The organism is Pseudomonas cichorii, from assembly GCF_015471405.1.
Lineage (GTDB): Bacteria > Pseudomonadota > Gammaproteobacteria > Pseudomonadales > Pseudomonadaceae > Aquipseudomonas > Aquipseudomonas serbiensis.
Window position 1 is genome coordinate 81,469 of the sequence record NZ_BLVZ01000006.1, and the last position, 17,265, is coordinate 98,733.

At 55.6% G+C, this 17,265-nt stretch carries 11 protein-coding genes; all 11 read left to right on the forward strand.

What is annotated here, in order from left to right:
• Window positions 1-10: 10 nt before the first annotated feature.
• The 11 genes from flgK (at window position 11) to fleQ (ending at window position 17,251) form a co-directional block, all read left to right on the forward strand.
• On the forward strand, window positions 11-2,074 hold the full coding sequence (gene flgK, locus JL015_RS10450; protein ID WP_201018425.1) for a flagellar hook-associated protein FlgK: 2,064 nt from the start codon (window positions 11-13) through the stop codon (window positions 2,072-2,074).
• A 13-nt stretch (window positions 2,075-2,087) separates the two neighbouring features.
• Window positions 2,088-3,680 (forward strand): flagellar hook-associated protein 3, encoded by a 1,593-nt coding sequence (locus JL015_RS10455; protein ID WP_201018426.1) that lies wholly within the window; start codon window positions 2,088-2,090, stop codon window positions 3,678-3,680.
• Window positions 3,681-3,768: 88 nt separating this feature from the next.
• Entirely contained in the window at window positions 3,769-7,347 is a 3,579-nt protein-coding gene (locus JL015_RS10460) for a glycosyltransferase (protein ID WP_201018427.1), read from the forward strand.
• Between the two features lie 128 nt (window positions 7,348-7,475).
• The gene (locus tag JL015_RS10465) at window positions 7,476-10,379 is read left to right on the forward strand and encodes a TIGR00180 family glycosyltransferase (protein ID WP_201018428.1); all 2,904 of its coding nucleotides are present in this window, start codon (window positions 7,476-7,478) and stop codon (window positions 10,377-10,379) included.
• 295 nt (window positions 10,380-10,674) lie between these two features.
• The gene (locus JL015_RS10470) at window positions 10,675-11,601 is read left to right on the forward strand and encodes a ketoacyl-ACP synthase III (RefSeq protein ID WP_201018429.1); all 927 of its coding nucleotides are present in this window, start codon (window positions 10,675-10,677) and stop codon (window positions 11,599-11,601) included.
• A gap of 332 nt (window positions 11,602-11,933) precedes the next feature.
• Entirely contained in the window at window positions 11,934-12,782 is an 849-nt protein-coding gene (locus tag JL015_RS10475; protein WP_201018430.1) for a flagellin domain-containing protein, read from the forward strand.
• Window positions 12,783-12,853: 71 nt separating this feature from the next.
• Window positions 12,854-13,234 (forward strand): flagellar protein FlaG, encoded by a 381-nt coding sequence (locus tag JL015_RS10480; RefSeq protein WP_201004720.1) that lies wholly within the window; start codon window positions 12,854-12,856, stop codon window positions 13,232-13,234.
• Window positions 13,235-13,314: 80 nt separating this feature from the next.
• The gene (fliD, locus tag JL015_RS10485) at window positions 13,315-14,769 is read left to right on the forward strand and encodes a flagellar filament capping protein FliD (protein WP_201018598.1); all 1,455 of its coding nucleotides are present in this window, start codon (window positions 13,315-13,317) and stop codon (window positions 14,767-14,769) included.
• A 118-nt stretch (window positions 14,770-14,887) separates the two neighbouring features.
• Window positions 14,888-15,274, forward strand: a complete 387-nt coding sequence (gene fliS, locus JL015_RS10490; RefSeq protein ID WP_201018431.1) for a flagellar export chaperone FliS — start codon at window positions 14,888-14,890, stop codon at window positions 15,272-15,274.
• Window positions 15,275-15,301: 27 nt separating this feature from the next.
• Entirely contained in the window at window positions 15,302-15,598 is a 297-nt protein-coding gene (fliT, locus tag JL015_RS10495; protein WP_201004719.1) for a flagellar protein FliT, read from the forward strand.
• A gap of 177 nt (window positions 15,599-15,775) precedes the next feature.
• The gene (gene fleQ / locus JL015_RS10500; protein WP_201004718.1) at window positions 15,776-17,251 is read left to right on the forward strand and encodes a transcriptional regulator FleQ; all 1,476 of its coding nucleotides are present in this window, start codon (window positions 15,776-15,778) and stop codon (window positions 17,249-17,251) included.
• The last annotated feature ends 14 nt before the right edge of the window (window positions 17,252-17,265 follow it).

A 17,265-nucleotide genomic window follows, 5' to 3' on the forward strand; every position in this document is an offset into this window, starting at 1 on the left:
GGTTTGAATCATGTCGCTGATTTCAATTGGGCTCTCGGGTATTACCGCCAGCAGTGCCGCGATCAATACCATCGGTAACAACACGGCCAACGTGGACACTGCCGGGTATTCGCGTCAGCAGGTAATGACCACGGCTTCGGCGCAGATCAACATTGGCCTGGGTATCGGCTACATCGGTACCGGTACCACGTTGTCCGATGTGCGTCGTATCTACAACGGCTATCTCGACGCCCAATTGCAAACCAGCACGGCGCTCAGTGCCGATGCAGTGGCTTACTCTGGTCAGGCGAGCAAGACCGATACCTTGCTGTCGGACAGCACCACGGGTGTTGCGGCGCAGATGTCGAAGTTCTTTACCGACCTGCAATCCGTTGCCTCCAATGCGACCCAGTCGGCAGAGCGTTCGACTTTCCTGACCCAGGCAAGCGCGTTGAGCGCCCGTTTCAATTCGATTGCTTCACAGTTGTCGTCGCAGAACGAGAACGTCAATGCACAGCTGACTACATTGACCGCTCAGGTCAACGAACTGACGAGTACGATTGCCAGCCTGAACAAGCAGATCACTGCAGCTTCTGCCGGAAATACCACACCCAACACATTGCTTGATACGCGCAACGAAACCGTGCGCAAACTCAACGAGCTGATCGGTGTCAAGGTGCTTGAAAGCAGTAATGGCAACTATGATGTCATGACTGGTACCGGGCAGTCCCTGGTGAGTGGTTCTACAGCGGCGACCCTTTCGGCTGGTCCAAGCAAGACCGACCCTTTGCAGTACAACCTGCAGATCAAGATAGGCCAGACCAGCACCGACGTTACCTCGGTAGTGACAGGTGGCGCCATCGGTGGTCTGTTGCGTTATCGCTCCGAAGTATTGACGCCTGCATCCAATGAGTTGGGTCGGGTGGCGCTGGTGCTGGCTGATCAGATGAACAGCCAGATGAGTCAGGGTATCGACAGCAAGGGCAATTTCGGCTCGGGCCTGTTCACCAATATCAACAGCGCTGATCTGATCACACAGCGCAGCACCGGCAAGGTGGGTAACAGTGCAGGTTCGGGCAATCTGGATGTCACGATCAAGGACACCAGCAAACTGACGGCCGACGATTACGAAGTCACCTTCAGCGATGCGAACAACTTCACTGTGCGTCGCCTGCCCAATGGCGAAAGCGTCGGCACCGGTTCGTTGACGGATAACCCGCCGACCCAGTTCGAGGGCTTCACTGTAAGCCTCAACGGCAATACGTTGGCCGCAGGTGATTCTTTCAAGGTCTCGCCAACACGTAACGGTGCTTCGGGGATCGCTGTTGCCCTGACCGACGCCAAGGACATTGCCGCTGCTGCGCCACTGACCGCCAAGGCGGGTGTCAGCAACTCCGGTACTGGTGGCTTTACCCAGCCGGTCCTCAATACCAAGGCCGACATCTACGATTCGACCCAGACCAGTGATCTGCGCAATGCGCTGCAAAACTCCACCCCGATGAAACTGGTGATGGGCTCGGTCAGCAGCACAGGCGTGCAGAGCTATACGCTGGTGGATTCCACCGGTGCAGCTGTGCTCGACCAGAATGGCAATGCCGTGGGCGGTTCCATCGTTCAGGGGCAGAGCAATAATATCAAGCTCAGCGTGGGCTACACCGATACCCGTACCACGCCAAGCACCCAGACCGCATTCGAGATCGAGATGACGCTCTCGGGGTCTCCAATCGTCAATGACACCTTCAGTATCGATATGACCGGTGCCGGTTCTTCCGACAACCGTAACGCCCTGGCCGGTGTGGCCTTGCAGACCGCCAAGAGTGTTGACGTGACCGGTGGCAGTGTCGGCACCAGCCTGTCGGGTGCCTACGGGGATCTGGTCGCCAAGATCGGTACTCGCGCCAGTCAGGGCAAGAGTGATGTGACGGCCACCGATGCCGTTCTGGCTCAGGCCAAGTCAGCGCGTGATTCGGTATCGGGCGTGTCCCTGGATGAAGAAGCGGCCAACCTGATCAAGTATCAGCAGTACTACACCGCCTCTTCGCAGATCATCAAGGCGGCACAAACCATTTTCAGCACGCTGATCAACAGTCTTTAAGGAGTCGTGAACCATGCGTATTTCAACTTCCCAGTTCTACGAAGCCACGACTTCAAACTATCAGCGCAACTATTCGAACATGATCAAGACTGGCGAAGAGGTTTCCAGCGGGATCAAGCTCAATACCGCCAGTGATAACCCGGTGGGCGCGTCGCGTGTGCTGCAACTGGCACAGCAGAACTCCATGCTGACCCAGTACTCGTCGAACATCGGCACGATCAATACCAACACCACCAACTCTGAAACTGCGCTGAGCAGCATCATTGATGCCATGCAGACTGCTCAGGAGCTGATCGTCAAGGCCGGTAACGGTTCGTATACCGACAAGGACCGTATCTCCACGGCAGATGAACTCAAGCAGTTGCAAAGCCAGATTCTGGGCCTGATGAACAGCCAGGACTCCAACGGGCAGTACATGTTCTCGGGTTCAAAGTCGTCTATTCCTCCGTACTCGCAGAATGCCGACGGCACCTACAGCTACAACGGTGACCAGACCCACGTGAACCTCGCGGTGGGTGATGGCCTGGTCCTGGCAAGCAATACCACCGGTTTCGAGGCGTTCGAGCAGGCCGTCAACACCTCCCGTACTTCGGCGACATTGACTTCCCCTGCTGTGGAAGATGGCAAGGTCTCGTTGACCGGTGGTCTGGTGAAGTCCAGCAACGCCTATAACAACAACTATCAGGCAGGCGAGCCTTACACGCTGACCTTCCTGAGCAGCACCCAGTTCAAGATCACGGATGGTTCGGGCAATGATGTGACCGCCGATGCTTCGACGGCGGGTAATTTTACCCACGGCAGCTTCAATGATCAGTCATTCACTTTCCGCGGTGTCGAGCTGACCATGAACGTCAACCTGACGGCGGCGGAAAGGGCCACGACTGCGGCTGCGGATGCGGTCCTGACCAACCGTACCTATCAGTTGGCTTCTACGCCGGACAGCGTGACCACCTCCCGTAGCCCGGGCAACCCTTCGACTGCGAACATCAGCAGTTCGGTAGTGGGGACCAGCGCTGCGGACCTGACCGCGTTCAACAATACATTCCCTACCACGGGTGCGATTCTCAAGTTCACCAGTGCCACGAATTACGAACTGTATGCCTCGCCCGTCACCAGCAGCAGTACGCCGGTGTCCACAGGCACGCTGACCGGAACAACCGCCAATGCGGCGGGCGTCAACTTCACCATCAGCGGCACGCCGGCCAACGGTGACCAGTTCGTGGTGCAATCCTCTACGCATCAGACCGAAAACGTGCTGAACACCTTGTCTGCCGCGATCAAGGCATTGACTACGCCTACCGATGGCAACCTGGTTGCTTCTCAAAATCTGGATTCGGCGTTGTCCTCGGCGCTGGGCAACATCATCAGCAGCATGGAGCAGGCTTCCACTGCGCGCTCGGCTGGCGGTGCGCGTCAGGTCGCTGCCACTGCGCAAGGCGTGACCAACGACTTGCTCAAGGGCAATAACGAGGTTGAGCAGGGTACGTTCGTCAACTCGGACATGGTTGAGGCAACCACCCGGCTGACGTTGCAGAAGACTATGCTGGACGCATCCCAGGCAGTTTTTGTCCAACTGTCCAAGTTGAACCTGTTCAGCCAGATCTGATTCCTGGCATTGAGCATCCGCCGTCTTTTTTCAGCGGTGAGGGAAGCCATTCGACTGGCTGGTTTCCCGCCGCTCATGAGTTCGTACTGTGAATCAAACTTCTCTCGTCAGCATTGTCATTCCCGCCCTCAATCCACGGTTCTTCCGCGAAGCGCTGCAAAGTGCTCTGGTTCAGAGCTACGACAATCTTGAGATCATAGTTTGCGACGACTGTCAGACTGGTGAAATCAAAGAGATCTTCGACGAGTTGGTGCCCTCATCGGATGGCATTGCACGCTACGTAGGCAATCCTTATCGCCTGGGCTTTCAAGGCAATTTGCTCAAGTGTCTTGAAGAATCGAAGGGCGAGTACATCAAGTTCCTGTGTGATGACGATCGTCTGTACACGTACTGCATCGCACGCCAGGCTCAGGCACTGGATATGTGCCCTGATGTCCAGTTGGTGGTCGGCAAGCGACATCTGGTCGATGTCGATGACTATGTGCTGCCGACCCGTATGGAGAACGTTGGTCTTGTTCCCTACGATGCCCTGTTCAAGGGTGAGGACATGCTGGCGATTTTCGAGCGTACCTCACGCAATACTCTGGGTTGTTTCAGTAGCGCCCTGATGCGCAGAGCCGATGTTCTGGAGTATTTGCCATCATTGGCGCAGCCGGGGCAGGGTTTTGTTGCACTGCTCGACTTCGCGTTGTTCAACTGCCTTTTGCGACGCGGCAACCTGATTGCGCTGAACAGTCTTGAATGTCTTGAACGCTTGCATCCAGCTCGCCTCAGCAGTCAGCCGGACATGTACCACATTGCAACCACGGAATGGGGTTGGCTGAACGAGATGCTCAAGGCGCGTAGCGGCGAGCAGGCACCGGCCAAGGGTTGGGTGCGCTTCATGGCCTTGCACAAGGCTCTGGAGTCTCCAAGGGAGTGGGATGAGGTTGACATGAACGGCGTCATGGCCAGCCGGCAAGGCATCATGCGCAGCCGGGTCGGCAGTGGCAGTCAAAGTTACGCCGAGCTCTATGCCGAGTGGTTGTCATGCCGTCTCTTCACTGAGCCTCAGAAAAAGCTACTGGAGCAGCGTATCGCGCGCTGGGCATGGAATCCACGCATTGTGCCTGTGGTGATCGATGCGCAGAATGACCCCGACGCGCTGGAAATGACCCTCAAGAGCATTGCCGATCAGGATTACCCGGCTGAGTCCGTTGTGGTCTTGACCAATGCGGCCAGCCTTGAGGATCAGCAGGTATTGCGTTTCCCGCTACAGGCCGATTGGTCGCAGCAACTGAACGATGTGCTGCCGCTGCTGGAGCACGCCGACTGGGTGTACCTGCTGCGTGCCGGTGACCGTCTGACCCAGCCTGCACTGCTGGTTCTGGCCGAGCGTGTCGCCCAGATTTCAGGTCTGTTGTGTGTCTACAGTGATGAAGGCGCAATCGTTGATGACGAGTCGCAGGAGCCGGTGTTCAAGCCGGACTTCAACCTCGATCTGATGCGAGGTTACCCTTATGTGGGCCGTACGCTGGCGTTCGAGCGTCGACACCTGCTGACAATGGGCGGTTTTGACTCGGCCCATGGCGAGCTGGCGCCCCATGATGTGATCTGGCGTCTGGTGGAAAGTGCTGGCCCGCAAACCATCGAACACATTGCTGAAATACAGGTTGAGTCCAGCCTGTCGTTTGCTCAATGGCTGTCACTGCCTGAAGTGATCGAGCGTAGCGAGCCTCTGGTGTCGACTCATCTGCAGCGTATCGGCCTGGAGCATGTCATCCATCATGACCAGTTGCCGCTGCTCAACCGTATCGAGTATCTGCATGCGTCCAGTCCTCTGGTCTCGATCATCATCAGCACCCGTGATCAATTGGCCGATCTGGAACGCTGCCTCGACAGCTTGCTTAGCAAGACCCGGTATCCGAATTACGAAGTATTGATTGTCGACAAGGCCAGCGAGAGCGACGAGGCCCGGGCCTGGTTTGCTGCCATGGGTGAACTGGGTAGCGAGAAACTGCGGATTTTCGTTTCGCCCGATGCTGGTAATGAAGCGGCCACGCAGAACTTTGCGGCTTCCCATGCCCGCGGCCAGTATCTGGTTACTCTCAGCCCTCACGCGCTGATTCATCAGGCCGAGTGGCTTGACGAGTTGCTTAATCATGCCCAGCGTCCGGAGGTCGGTATTGTCGGCTCGCGGATCCTCAACCCGCAGGGCAATATCCTGTACGCCGGTATGGTGCTGGGGTTGGAAGGGCTGGCAGGCAGGCCGTTCATCAACTTGCCCGCAGGGGCGAGTGGTTACATGCATCGGCTGCAACTGACGCAAAACTGGAGTGCTGTCAGCGGCAACTGTCTGATGGTGCGCAAAGAGGTATTTGACAGTGTTGGCGGGATGGATGCGGCCTCATTCTCATTGGGGCTGCATGATCTTGACCTGTGTATGCGCGTTGGTGGCGAAGGTTATCTGATTGTCGGAACACCATGTTCCTCTGTAGTCCTGGCCGAGCCCGCCGCTGCTCAGCGTTCGGAGTCTTCTCGCGAGAAGCTTGATAACGAGCAGAAGTCCTTTTACCTGAAATGGCTGCCGAAAATGGCCAGGGATCCGGCCTATAACCCGAATCTGTGTCTGGGCGAGGTATCCTCCTTCAATCTGGAAACCGGGTTGCTGGCAGGCTGGAACCCGTTCTGCACTCGCCATTTGCCCTCGATTCTGGGCATGGCCGTCAATTCCTCGGCGGTGGGTCACTATCGGGTCAGTCAGCCTTTGCTGGAGCTGGTGGCCGCCGGGCGTGTGCTCGGGAAAATGACCTACGAGTCGCCTTCGGCTATCGAGATCGAGCGCCAGACCCCTGATGTCATCGTCTTCCAGGGGCGCTACAGCGAAGGCAAGGTGCCGGATATTGTCCTGGCAAAGAATTACTCCAGCGCAATGCGTATTTTCGAGCTGGATGACTACATCGCCGATGTTCCCGAGAAAAACGAGCATCGCCGCAATATGCCGGACAACATTGCGGCCATGTTGCGCAAGGGGATCGGGCTCTGTGACCGGGTCGTGGTGTCGACTCATCCACTGGCTCAGGCCTTGTCCAGCATGCACAGCGATATTCGCGTGGTGCCCAACATGCTGGCACCCCATCTGTGGAGCAACCTCAGGAGTTTGCGTCGTAGCTCCGGCAAGCCGCGGGTCGGTTGGGGCGGCGGAACCAGCCACCGGGGTGATCTGGAGCTGATTGTCGATGTGATACGCGAGCTGGCCGATGAAGTGGAATGGGTCTTCTTCGGCATGTGTCCTGATTTGCTCAGGCCTTACATCCATGAATTCCATTCGGCTGTAAACCTGAGCACGTACCCGGCCAAACTGGCGAGCCTGAATCTGGATCTGGCTCTGGCACCGCTGGAGTTCCATATCTTCAACGACTGCAAGAGTAACCTGCGTCTGCTGGAGTACGGGGCTTGCGGCTACCCGGTAATCTGTTCGGATACCGAGGCCTATCGCGGTCACTTGCCAGCCACGCGCATCCACACCAACAGTTCGGATGAGTGGTTGCAGGCGATCCGCATGCACCTGTCCGACCCCAATGCCAGCTATCGCATGGGTGACGAGCTGCGCGAAGCCGTGCTGCGTGACTTCATGCTGCGCGGCGAGAATCTGCAGTACTGGGCCAACGGCTGGTTGCCGGATTGATCTGCACAAAATGAATATTCTCCAGCGCAGGACTTGTGCTGGAGATGCTATGTTTTTGCTCTTGCTTCAACAGCGGGCCGAGCAGTCCCCTCTGTTGAGAGAGTCATCGGTTCGCTATGGGAAAGACTATGCAAAGCAATTTCGGGAATGAAGCTACGCCGTTGAATCAGCGTCTGACATTGGTGTTGCTGGCTCAGGATCAGCCGGATTTCCTGCGCCGAGCCTTGAAGTACTACAGCGACTATCCCTGCGCTCTGGTGGTTGTGGATACATCTCGGGCACCCGATACCGAAATCGCCAGGACCCCAGGCCTTGAGTACTTGCACGATGCGGCACTCGCCGAGGCGGCTCTGAGCGCCCGGATTGCCGAGGGCATCAAGCGTGTTACCACGCCTTTTGTTGCCTATCTCGATGCCGGCAGTTTCCTGTTGCCAGGCGCACTGACTGAGGCATTGCGCTTTCTTGAAGAGAATGACCAATACGGTGCTAGCCAGGGCTATAGCCTGAGCTATCAGGCCCAGGTTGGTCAGGTGGATTATCTGCGTCGCGATCGCAAGGTCATCGAGGATCATTCATCGGATCAGCCGGGTGAGCGGCTTGTCGGCTTCCTGAGGGAGGGCATTTCCTTGCTCAACGCCGTCACCCGAACTGAACTGGCCCGGCAGTGGTTCGCCGCTGTACCCGAAAATACGGATCTGCACTGGCAGGAAATCGGCTACATGGCGTATCTGGCAGCGGCTGCCAAACTGCGTGTCCTGCCCGTTCCCTATGGACTGCACTTCATTGAAAGTGAAGAAGTGCTGTCGAGTCATAATGCTGCGATCAATGCTGCGCTTACGCATATGGATCCCAAGGCCAGGGCTGGGCGCGAAGGTTTTGCCCAGACGCTGGTGTCTGTCCTGGGTTCGGCTGCGGGCTTTGCGGGCGAAGAGGGTAAAAAGCAGATTCTGGCCGGTTTTGAGGTTATGGGCGAGTCCTTGGACACTCAGAGCTTTCAAGGCAAGGAAAAAATTGTCAGTGCGGTATGGAGCGTTGCCTTCGAGCGTTCCGAGCCGCGTTTCGAGCCCCAGCAGTTCGTCGAAATGCCTTTTTACAACCAGTCATTTTTCGACGAGCTGGCAAGGATCGAGTTTCTGATTCATATCCTGCCGGCCGGTCGTCAGCAACTGGAGGGGCTGGAAGCTGCGTTACTCAAGCAGAGCGAGCTGCTGCGCCCACAAAGCAACCCCGATGCCGAGACGCTGGTCAGCCGGCTCTGGCAGGCATATGGAGCCTACGCCTTCAGTCATGGCGTTGTGCAGAAACTGGCTCAGGAGCTGGGCAAGTCTGCAGACGATGAGGAAGAGGCAGAGCGGCTCGTGGCCTGGGGCAAGCGCCTGCAGGCTGTTTCCGGCAATGACAACGGCAAACTGCTCGACGGCATGGCTTCCGGTCGTCTGCTCAAGTGGCTGGGTGCGCGCAGCCCGAGCCCTGTAGAGCTGAAGAAGCTCAATGCCCGGCTGGAGAAAAAGCCGGCGGGTTCGCAGGTCGGCATTCTGCTGCTTGATCTTGACGCCGATATTTTCAAATTGCAGGCCACTTTCGATAGCTTGATCAATGGTCATTATCGAGCGTTCAAGGTCATTGTTTTCACCACGGGTGAGCTGCCAGCGACCACCACGCTGCAAAATACCCTGCATTTCGTGAAAGTCACCGAAAGCAACTATGTCGACAAGATCAATCAGGTGGTCAAGCAGTCTCCAAGTGACTGGCTGATGCTGGCGCGTGCCGGTGAAGAGTTCACCCAAAGCGGCCTGCTCCAGGCCAGTATCGAACTGATCGACGCATCCCAATGCCGGGCGGTGGCGGTAGATGAAATCCATCGTCAGCCTAACGGTACGCTGGCACCTCTGTTCCGTCCGGGCTTCAACCTGGATCTGCTGCAAAGCCTGCCTGCGCTGATGGCGCCTCACTGGCTGATCCGCCGTGACTTGCTGGTCGAGTCCGGTGGTTACTCCCGTGAATTCCCGAAAGCGCTGGAGTTCGATCTGCTGCTGCGCTTGATCGAGCAGGGTGGCATGAGCGGATTGGCGCACCTGAGTGAGCCGGTTCTGATCTGTGAAGCGCCCGAGCTTGTGGAGAATGAAGACGAGAAAAAGGTGCTGACTCGCCATCTTGGCAAGCGCGGCTATCAGGCTGAAGTCAGTTCGATACTGCCGGGCACCTACAAGATCGACTACCGCCACACTCATCGGCCGATGGTCTCGATCCTGCTGCAAAGCCAGGACAACCTGCCGCAGTTGCAACGCTGCCTGCAAAGCATTCTGCAGCGCACCCGTTATCAGCGCTTTGAAGTGTTGATTGCCGATAACAACAGCAGTTCTCCTGAGCTGTCGACCTGGCTCGATCAGCAAGAGAAGTTGTCCAACCGGGTTCGTGTGTTCAGGTCTGACCAGCGTTTGAGCCCGGCGGTCTTGAATAACCTCGTCAGCCAGGAAGCCAAGGGCGAGTACCTGATTCTGCTTGATGCCCAGAGCCAGATCGTCAACGTTGGCTGGATCGAGTCGTTGCTCAACCAGGCCCAGCGTCCGGAAGTCGGTATCGTTGGTGTCAGGCTGGTGGATCGCGAAGGTACCGTGACGCAGGCGGGCCTGATTCTGGGCTTGAATGGCGGTGTCGGTTCAGGCTTCGTGGGTGAGTCGAAAAAATCCAGAGGCTACATGCACCGTCTGGTGGTCGAGCAGAATTACTCGGCTGTGTCCTCGGCTTGCCTGATGATCGAGAAGTCGTTGTTTGACTCGGTAGGCGGTCTGGATGAAGGTGATTTTGCCGAGGCCCTGTCCGATGTCGATTTGTGCCTCAAGGCTTCCCAGGCCGGTTATCTGACGGTCTGGACGCCCCATGTCCAGGTCGTGCATTCCGGCGTGGTGAATGCTCCTGACGAGGCGCTTGCGGCACTGATCGACAAATGGTCGGCACAGTTCGCGCATGATGAAGCTTACAGTCGCAATCTTGACCTCAATGGCCCGGGCTTCACGCTGGCTGCGCGTTAATCCTGCCTGATCAGGTGATCCGTCTGTAACGCAGGCGGATCACCTTTCCCTGGCAAGGTCAGGGGAGACGCTTTTTTCTGTTTTTCCATGCTCCACAAACCGTAAAGCACGCATCTCGGAGTGACCTGCGGGTCATAAAGTGCATCTCCACTGTATCGTGTTACAGGGAGCGACGTGCGTTCGACTTGCGTAAGCATGCACCGCCCCCTGAAAATGCCCGCAAATCGCCTCTATTCGGTAGCGCCCTGATTTCTTTGGGACGAACATTTACCTGTTTACTAATCGGGAAGCCATGATGATTGGCATAAAAAGCATAGCGAGTTACGTGCCCACAGATGGCGTGGATAACTACGCTCAAGGTGCCAGATTCGGCAAGGATGAAGAGTTCATCTTTGGGAAAATAGGCTCCACATTTCTCCCGCGCAAGGATTCCGCACAGGAGACGTCGGATCTGTGCGTGGAAGCGGTCAATAAACTGCTGGCCAACAATCCTCAGCTGACACGCGAAAGCATCGATGTGCTCATCGTTGTCACTCAGAACGGTGACGAAGAAGGGCTGCCGCATACTGCTGCCATCGTGCAGGACAAGCTGGGCCTGCCGACCAGTGTCGCTGCGTTCGATATCTCCCTGGGTTGCTCCGGTTATGTGTACGGCATCTATGCGATCAAGGGCTTCATGGAAGCCGCGGGCCTGAAGAACGGCCTGCTGGTGACTGCCGACCCTTACTCGAAGATCGTCGACCCTGAAGATCGCAACACCACCATGCTGTTTGGCGATGCCGCCACTGCGACCTGGATGGGTGAAGATGCTCCCTGGCAGTTGGGCAAGGCCAAGTTCGGTACTGACGGTTCCGGTGCGCCGCACTTGAAGGTCAGCAATGGCGTGTTCTTCATGAATGGTCGTCAGGTCTTCAACTTCGCATTGCTTAAAGTGCCTGCGCACCTGCATGAATTGCTGGGTGATTCCGGTCTGCAGCCTGACGATATCGATGCCTTCTGTATTCACCAGGGAAGCGCAGCCATCGTTGATGCCGTGGCGCGTCGTTTTGAAGACAAGCCCGAGAAGTTTCTCAAGGACATGGTCGAAACCGGCAATACGGTGTCTTCGAGCATTCCGCTGCTGATTGAAAAACATGTGCTCGACTCTTCCTGGAAGCGCGTTGCACTGAGCGGTTTTGGTGTCGGACTGTCCTGGGGATCGGCGATCATCTACAGGGCCTGATCCCGGCCTGTTCAAAAAAAGCGCTTGCGGGGCCTCCCTCAAGCGCTTTTTTCATGAAAAAGAGTGGTTGCGTAATAGCAGCAGTTTTGAGTTTCTGCTTTTTCCATACTTGCAAGTCCTTTCATGCAAGGCCGTTTACCGGTGTTATTTCCTCGTGAGCAGGGTCCCAAGCCCTTGTTTTATAAGGGCTGGCAGATTGCTGGCAAAAATTTTCAAAAAAATGCTCAAGCAACCTGCCACCGCGACGATAACTATTACGAAGGTTCTCTAGGCACACCCGGCGCTTGCAGGGGCCGGAAGCCACGTAGTACCCAACCAACGAGGAATTCATCATGGCTTTAACAGTAAACACCAACGTTGCATCGTTGAACGTTCAGAAGAACCTGGGTCGCGCCTCTGACGCACTGTCGACTTCGATGACTCGTCTGTCTTCCGGTCTGAAAATCAACAGCGCCAAAGACGACGCTGCCGGTCTGCAAATCTCCACCCGTATCAACTCGCAGATCAAAGGCCAGACCATGGCCATCAAGAACGCCTACGACGGTATGTCCCTGGCTCAGACCGCTGAAGGTGCTCTGCAAGAGTCCACCAACATTCTGCAGCGTATGCGTGAACTGGCTGTCCAGTCGCGAAACGACAGCAACAGCGCTACTGACCGTGACGCTCTGAACAAAGAATTCACCGCGATGAGTGAAGAACTGACTCGTATCGCAAACAGCACCAACCTGAACGGCAAGAACCTGATCGACGGTACTGCCAGCACCATGACCTTCCAGGTCGGCTCCAACACTGGCGCTTCGAACCAGATCACTCTGACTCTGAGCTCCAGCTTTGATGCGAGCACCCTGGGTGTTGGTTCGACTATCAGCATCGCCGGTTCCGACAGCGCTGATGCAGAGTTGAAATTCTCTGCTGCAATGGACGCTATCGACTCCGCTCTGTCGACCATCAACGCCACTCGTGCTGACCTCGGTGCTGCACAAAACCGTCTGACCAGCACCATCTCCAACCTGCAGAACATCAACGAAAACGCCAGTGCTGCACTGGGTCGTGTACAAGATACCGACTTCGCTGCTGAAACTGCACAGCTGACCAAGCAACAGACCCTGCAACAGGCTTCCACCTCTGTTCTGGCTCAGGCTAACCAGCTGCCTTCCGCTGTACTGAAACTGCTTCAGTAATATCGGAATGAGTTTGGCGGGGGAGTGCTTAACAGTGCTCTCTCGCTTTTTTACTTTCGGAGGTGATGGTCATGGATATGAGTGTAAAGCTGAACGTGTCTTATCCACCCGCTCAACCGGCAAGTCCTGTTGTAGCAACGGATAAGCCAGTTGATAAGCCTTCCGTCGAGCGAGTGGCTCCGACGTCCGAAAGTAAGGGTTCCGACTTGCAAAAGGACGACTCACAGGATGAGGAGAAGGTGAAAGCTGCGGCGGAAGACATTCAGAAGTTCTTTCAGTCGTTCAAGCGTAACCTCGAATTTTCGATTGACGAAGATTCTGGAAAAGTCATTGTCAAAGTGATTGCGAGTGACTCCGGTGAGGTGGTTCGACAGATTCCCAATGCGGAAATCCTGAAACTGGCCGATAGCTTGAACAACGCGCATAGCTTGTTGTTTCACGTCAAGGCCTGACTACTGGCACGAAACTTGTTGCAGGTTTTCCGATTCCTTGGAAAGGGTCAAAAGATCGGCGACATTCTTGAGGGGTAAGCATCATGGCTACAATTACAGCAAGTACAGGCATCAACTCTGGTCTGAATATCAAAGATATCGTTGATGGTCTGGTTGGGGTCGAGAAGGCTGCCAAGCAAAACCAGATCACCAGGCAGACAAGTGTCAATACTGCGGCTTCTGGTGGTGTCGATCAGCTGACTGCTGCATTGAGTGCCTTCCAGACGGCGATGACCGCTCTCAAGAGCACCACAACACCTGCCTTTCAGGGTTTTGCCGCCACTTCGGCCAATGAGTCTGTGGTCAAGGCAACTGCGGGTAATGCGGCGGTCAGTGGTACTTACTCTCTTAACGTGAGCCAGTTGGCGACCAGTTCCAAGGTTGCGACGGCTGCGCTCAATTCGTCTCAAATCAGTGCTATTCCGAGTGGTACCCTGAAAATCACTCAAAATGGCACTATTCACGAAGTCAAGATTACTTCGACTTCTACGCTGCAGCAGGTGCGTGACACGATCAACTCCACGCTCCAGGGTAAGGGTATTACGGCGAACATCATTACCGACAGCAACGGCTCTCGGTTGGTGTATAGCTCGACGACTACCGGCAAGGGCAGTGATATTTCAGTGGATGGTGGTACAGACCTCAGCATGCTGAGTGTTGATGGCACCAAGTTGATGAGCACCACCAGTACCTCGAACGACGCCAATGGCAATCCTATTCCAGGCGCCGGCGCGATTTCGGCCTTGGCCATGGATGCCGAGTTCACTATCGACGGGCTGAAGATTACCAGTGCGACCAATACGGTCAGCAACGCTGTATCCGGTCTGACGTTCGAGCTGGTGGCCAAGAGCGTCGACGCCAACACGAACACTGCGATCACGGTCGCGACCAACACTGAGGGTTTGAAAACCTCGCTGCAGACTTTTGTCGACTCCTACAACACCTTGGCCAAGCTTGTAACGACGCTGACCAAAGGCACTGTATCTGCCGATGGGAAAAGCTTCACTGCAGCTGCCATGACCGGTGATTCGACGCCTCGTGCCTTGCTCGCGGTTGTTCGTAACCAGATTGCTACGGCGACCTCCAGCAGTGGTCTTGGGTCTCTGGCTCAGTTGGGTATCACGACTCAGCAAAACGACGGTACGCTGTTTTTGAATACCACTGAATTTACTGCTGCTCTGAATGAAAAGAAGTTTGGCGGTGATATTCAGCAGTTATTCACCGGTAGTGGTGGCTTGATCGAGCGTATGGAAAAAGCCCTCGAACCCTACACGAAGTCGGGAGGGGTTCTTGCTTCCAAGAAAACCATGCTGACTCAGGTTCAGACTCGACTCACTGCTGAGCAAGAGGCTCTTGATCGTCGTATTGATACGCTGACTGATACGCTGACCAAAAAGTACAACGCGATGGACCTGGCGGTAGGTAAGCTCAAGGCAACGGCCAGCAGTATCACCTCGATTTTCGAGGCGATGAATGCACAGAAAAACGCTTCGTAAATTAAAGATGATGCCAAGAACCCGACCCCGTGTCGGGTTTTTGCTTTTGGGCTAAAGTTTTTTGACCGTACGTCGATAGCTTGGGTATACGTAATATGGATCTGCTACGAGGCCCCCTATGAACCCGATGTTAGCACTGCGTCAGTATCAGAAGATTGGCTCCCAGGCACAGACCTCTGAAGCCAGCCCTCACCGTCTGGTTCAGATGTTGATGGAGGGTGGCCTTGATCGCATCGCCCAGGCCAAGGGCGCCATGGCGCGTAAGGATATCCCCAATAAATGCATTTTTATCGGCAAGGCCATTGGCATTGTGGGTGGGTTGCGTGAAGGACTGGATCTGGAAAACGACCCGACGCTGGTTCGCCAGGACAGTCTTTATCACTACATGATGAAGCGCCTGGCTGAAGCCAATGCCAAGAACGATGAAAAAATGCTCGATGAAGTTGCCGGCCTGCTGATTACTGTCAAGGAAGGCTGGGATGCAATCGGCGCTGTACAACAATAAGTTCGCTGTCTTCTGGAGAAAAACACCATGAGTGCTGCGCTCAAGCGTATCGAAGAAACCCGTGAAGCGTTGGTCGGGGCCTTGGCCGAGCGTGACTGGGAAGCAATCGTCAAGCTTGATCTGGCGTGCCGTGAATGTGTTGAAGCAGTTGTCAGCGAAGCGCCTGCCGATGAGCCGGGTTTGCGTAGCAATCTCGAAGAGCTGCTGGGTGTATATCGACAATTGATTGACGTTGCTACAGATGAGCGTCAGGCAATCGCCGATGAAATGACACAAATCCGCAATGCCAAAAATGCCGCGAAGGTATACCATCTGTTTGGCTAGCTTTTAATTGTCGGTTTGATTGTTCGACAATAGTTTCGCCATAAATTTGACTGTGTATGTTTTTTTGACTTAACTAGTGATGTTCACTATTTTCTGGCGTCTTATCGGATATTACGGCTGAGATGCCAAGCTGCCCCCGATCTCGGGCATTGAGTTGACTAGGGAAGTTGCTATTGCATGTGGCGTGAAATCAAGATTCTGCTAATCGATGACGATAGCCAGCGCCGCCGGGATCTGGCGGTTATCCTGAATTTTCTGGGCGAAGAAAATTTATCCTGTTCCAGCCAGGACTGGCAGCAGGTTGTCGGTTCATTGGCCTCCACTCGCGAAGTTCTCTGCGTCCTCGTGGGGAGTGTGAGCGCTCCAGGTAGCCTGCAAGGACTCCTTAAGACAGTCGCTGCATGGGATGAGTTCCTTCCCGTTCTGTTGATGGGCGAAAATTCTGCTGTCGACCTTCCCGAAGACCTGCGTCGGCGTGTGCTTTCCACCCTCGAAATGCCTCCCAGCTACAGCAAGCTGCTGGATGCTCTGCATCGTGCCCAGGTTTATCGTGAAATGTACGATCAGGCCCGCGAGCGTGGTCGGCATCGCGAGCCCAATCTGTTCCGCAGCCTGGTAGGTACCAGCCGTGCCATTCAGCACGTGCGGCAGATGATGCAGCAGGTTGCCGATACTGATGCCAGCGTGCTGATTCTGGGTGAGTCGGGTACGGGCAAGGAAGTGGTCGCTCGCAACCTGCACTATCACTCCAAGCGTCGCGACGCGCCTTTTGTTCCGGTGAACTGTGGTGCGATTCCGGCCGAGTTGCTGGAAAGCGAATTGTTCGGTCATGAGAAGGGTGCATTTACCGGGGCGATCACCAGTCGTGCCGGGCGCTTTGAACTGGCCAATGGCGGTACTCTGTTCCTCGATGAGATCGGTGACATGCCGTTGCCGATGCAGGTCAAGCTGCTGCGTGTCCTGCAGGAGCGCACTTTCGAGCGGGTCGGCAGCAACAAGACTCAAAGTATCGATGTGCGAATCATTGCTGCGACTCACAAGAATCTCGAAAACATGATCGAGATCGGCAGTTTCCGTGAAGACCTCTATTATCGTCTGAACGTTTTCCCGATCGAGATGGCACCGCTGCGTGAGCGCGTCGAAGACATTCCGTTGCTGATGAACGAGCTTATCTCGCGCATGGAGCACGAAAAGCGCGGTTCGATCCGTTTCAATTCGGCCGCCATCATGTCGCTGTGTCGCCATGCCTGGCCGGGTAACGTTCGCGAGCTGGCCAACCTTGTGGAGCGCATGGCGATCATGCATCCATATGGTGTTATCGGTGTTGCGGAACTGCCGAAGAAATTCCGCTATGTCGACGATGAAGACGAGCAGATGGTCGACAGCCTGCGCAGTGATCTGGAAGAGCGTGTGGCTATCAATGGCCATACGCCGAACTTCGCTTCCGGCGCTGTGCTCCCACCGGAAGGTCTGGACCTCAAGGACTACCTGGGTGGTCTGGAGCAAGGTCTGATTCAGCAGGCGCTGGATGATGCAAATGGCATCGTGGCCCGTGCTGCAGAGCGTTTGCGGATTCGTCGTACAACGCTTGTGGAAAAGATGCGCAAATATGGCATGAGTCGCCGGGAAGGTGATGATCAGGCGGATGATTGACGCTTCTTTCGGGT

Excerpts from the sequence above, each read along its gene's own strand:
- flgK (WP_201018425.1), top strand. The coding sequence starts at position 11 with ATGTCGCTGATTTCAATTGGGCTCTCGGGTATTACCGCCAGCAGTGCC.
- JL015_RS10455 (WP_201018426.1), top strand. The coding sequence starts at position 2,088 with ATGCGTATTTCAACTTCCCAGTTCTACGAAGCCACGACTTCAAACTAT.
- JL015_RS10465 (WP_201018428.1), top strand. The coding sequence starts at position 7,476 with ATGCAAAGCAATTTCGGGAATGAAGCTACGCCGTTGAATCAGCGTCTG.
- JL015_RS10470 (WP_201018429.1), top strand. The coding sequence starts at position 10,675 with ATGATTGGCATAAAAAGCATAGCGAGTTACGTGCCCACAGATGGCGTG.
- JL015_RS10475 (WP_201018430.1), top strand. The coding sequence starts at position 11,934 with ATGGCTTTAACAGTAAACACCAACGTTGCATCGTTGAACGTTCAGAAG.
- JL015_RS10480 (WP_201004720.1), top strand. The coding sequence starts at position 12,854 with ATGGATATGAGTGTAAAGCTGAACGTGTCTTATCCACCCGCTCAACCG.
- fliS (WP_201018431.1), top strand. The coding sequence starts at position 14,888 with ATGAACCCGATGTTAGCACTGCGTCAGTATCAGAAGATTGGCTCCCAG.
- fliT (WP_201004719.1), top strand. The coding sequence starts at position 15,302 with ATGAGTGCTGCGCTCAAGCGTATCGAAGAAACCCGTGAAGCGTTGGTC.
- fleQ (WP_201004718.1), top strand. The coding sequence starts at position 15,776 with ATGTGGCGTGAAATCAAGATTCTGCTAATCGATGACGATAGCCAGCGC.